The organism is Alysiella crassa DSM 2578, assembly GCF_000745955.1.
Taxonomy (GTDB): domain Bacteria; phylum Pseudomonadota; class Gammaproteobacteria; order Burkholderiales; family Neisseriaceae; genus Simonsiella; species Simonsiella crassa.
Map to the genome: position 1 here is coordinate 1 of NZ_JQKH01000140.1, position 2,355 is coordinate 2,355.

At 46.3% G+C, this 2,355-nt stretch carries 3 protein-coding genes; 2 read left to right on the plus strand and 1 reads right to left on the minus strand.

Translation table 11 applies throughout. The features are described 5' to 3' along the window. Positions 1-190 precede the first annotated feature (190 nt). Together Q338_RS12330 and Q338_RS15400 are read left to right on the plus strand one after the other, a co-directional pair. On the plus strand, positions 191-832 hold the full coding sequence (locus Q338_RS12330; protein ID WP_034295991.1) for a LysE family translocator: 642 nt from the start codon (positions 191-193) through the stop codon (positions 830-832). An 8-nt stretch (positions 833-840) separates the two neighbouring features. Then, a complete protein-coding gene (locus Q338_RS15400) occupies positions 841-963 on the plus strand; it encodes a hypothetical protein (protein ID WP_281268604.1) in 123 nt (40 codons plus the stop codon). Positions 964-981: 18 nt separating this feature from the next. Here the strand turns inward: Q338_RS15400 and Q338_RS12335 are convergent, their stop codons facing one another. Further along, positions 982-2,088, minus strand: coding sequence for a pseudouridine synthase (locus tag Q338_RS12335; protein WP_034295993.1), 1,107 nt, complete (start codon positions 2,086-2,088; stop codon positions 982-984). Between the last annotated feature and the right edge of the window lie 267 nt (positions 2,089-2,355).

A 2,355-nucleotide genomic window follows, 5' to 3' on the forward strand; every position in this document is an offset into this window, starting at 1 on the left:
ATTCAATTTAAATCAGGACAAGGCGACAGCGACCGCCGTGTACACCTAGTACATAAGGGAGCTGGCAACGCGGTACTGGTTTAAATTGAATTCACCATAATTCAGTTGGGCAATTATTCGCGTTATAATTGCGGTTTTTCGTTTTCAGGCTGCCTGAATATTTTTATTCCATTATTTTATTATTTAAATCATGACTTTGCAAACTTGGCTACTGTTTATCAGCAGCACTTTTTTTATTTCTGCCACCCCTGGGTCTAATATGCTGTTGGCGTTTCAATTTGGGCTGAATTATGGTTTCAAAAAAACGCTTTATACTTTGCTGGGTTTGAGTTTGGGCTTATTGATTTTATTGACCATTTCATTGGCATTTGTCGGCTGGTTGAGCCAATCTGCCCCTGTCGCGTTTGAAATCATGAAAATCGCCGCTTCGCTGTATTTAGCCTATTTGGGCGTGAATATTTGGCGCAATGCCGCCAGCGAAATGAGTAGCGGCGATGTAGTAAAAGTTATCCCCACGCCGCTCGCCCTGTTTCGCACGGGTGTGATGGTTTCTTTGTCTAATCCGAAAGCGATTTTGTTTTTTGCCGCTTTGTTTCCCAAATTTTTGCAGCCGTCTGCACCGCTTATGCCGCAATATGTGATTTTAACGCTGTCTTTTTTTGCCATTGAAACTTTTTGGCAACTGATTTACACGGTGAGCGGCAAAGCCTTGTCTGCGTGGCTGAATGTGGGCAAACGCTTGATGTGGCTGAATCGTTTGTGTGGGGCGATTTTTATTTTGTTGGCGGTGGGTTTGTTGTGGGATATTTGGGTGGCGTTTCAGGCTGCCTGAATACACACATGCAAAATTATTCCAATAATTATAACTACTTATCGGTGCATAATACGCCCTGCATTTTAAACCCAAAAACAGGCAGCCTGAAACGCCAAATCGGTTTTCAGGCTGCCTGTTTATTTATATGATTGTTTAACTAAATAATTTTATGAACGGCGGCGGCGTTCACCTGGTAACAGCATATCCGCCCATTTCACAATATTCGCCACTTCCGCAGGATTTAATTCATAAAACTGACCGCGTTTCAAACGATTCGGCAAACCAATCGGGCCAAAACCCACACGCACCAAACGACTCACCGTCAAACCTTGACTTTCAAAAATGCGGCGCACTTCACGGTTACGCCCTTCTTTGATGATGACGTTGTACCATTTGTTTACCCCTTCGCCGCCTTGTTCATAAATACGTTCTACTTTTGCCAAGCCGTCTTCCAGCATAACGCCTTCTTCTGTCAGCATTTTCATTTGCTCGGGCGACAAGGAACCCAACACGCGCACCGCGTATTCACGTTCCACTTCAAAGCTGGGGTGAGCAAAACGCTGCACCAATTCGCCTGAAGTCGTCAAAATCAACAAACCGCTCGTATTAATATCCAGCCGCCCAATCGCCACCCAACGGCTACTCGCCGCCTGCGGCAAACGGTCAAAAATGCTTACGCGTCCCTGTGGGTCATCACGCGAAACAATCTCACCTTCTTGTTTATAATACAAAATAATGCGCGGCAAACGGTCAGCCCATTTCAATTTAATTTGGTTGCCTTTTACGGTAACTTGGTCATCGGGCGACACTTTTTCGCCCAAAGTCGCCACTTTACCATTCACCTGCACCCAGCCATTGTTAATCCACTCTTCCATTTCGCGGCGTGAACCGACACCGCTCGCCGACAACACTTTTTGCAAGCGTTCAGGCTCAATGCGTGATAAATCGGTGCGGCGGTCTTTCAAATCCGCCACGCGCTCTTGGATTTTCTGATTTGGGGCGCGCACCACCAATTTTTTCGCTTTGCTTGCGCGTTGTTTGGGGGCTTGGGTGTATTCTTTGGGTTCGGAAATGGGTTTTTCAAAACGCGCCGCGCCGCGTTGAGAGCGTGGTTTTTTGCTTTCTACGGTTTCATGTTCGCGTTGTGGCGCACGTTTGGGGCTGCCTGAAACGGGTTTTTTGTTTAATTTATTAGACTTGGGTGCGGTTTTCGGTTTTTGGCTCACGCCATCGCGGAATTCGCGTTTGGATTTGGGTTGTTGATTTTTGCTCATGTGAATTTGCTCCGTAATCTTTCAGGCTGCCTTTTAGTACACGACAAAAATCTTTGGATTGCCTGAAACCTGTCCCCTCTCCCGCTTGCGGGAGGGTTAGGGTGGGGGTGGCTCGTTGATTTACAAAAATATTGATTTATTTCCACAAATTTACCCCCACCCTAGCCCCAGGCTTGCCAAGTTCTTCGTAGGTCGGATACTTGTATCCGACATTTTCAGACGAAACCACAAGTTTTGTCGGATACAAGTATCCGACCTACGCGGTAT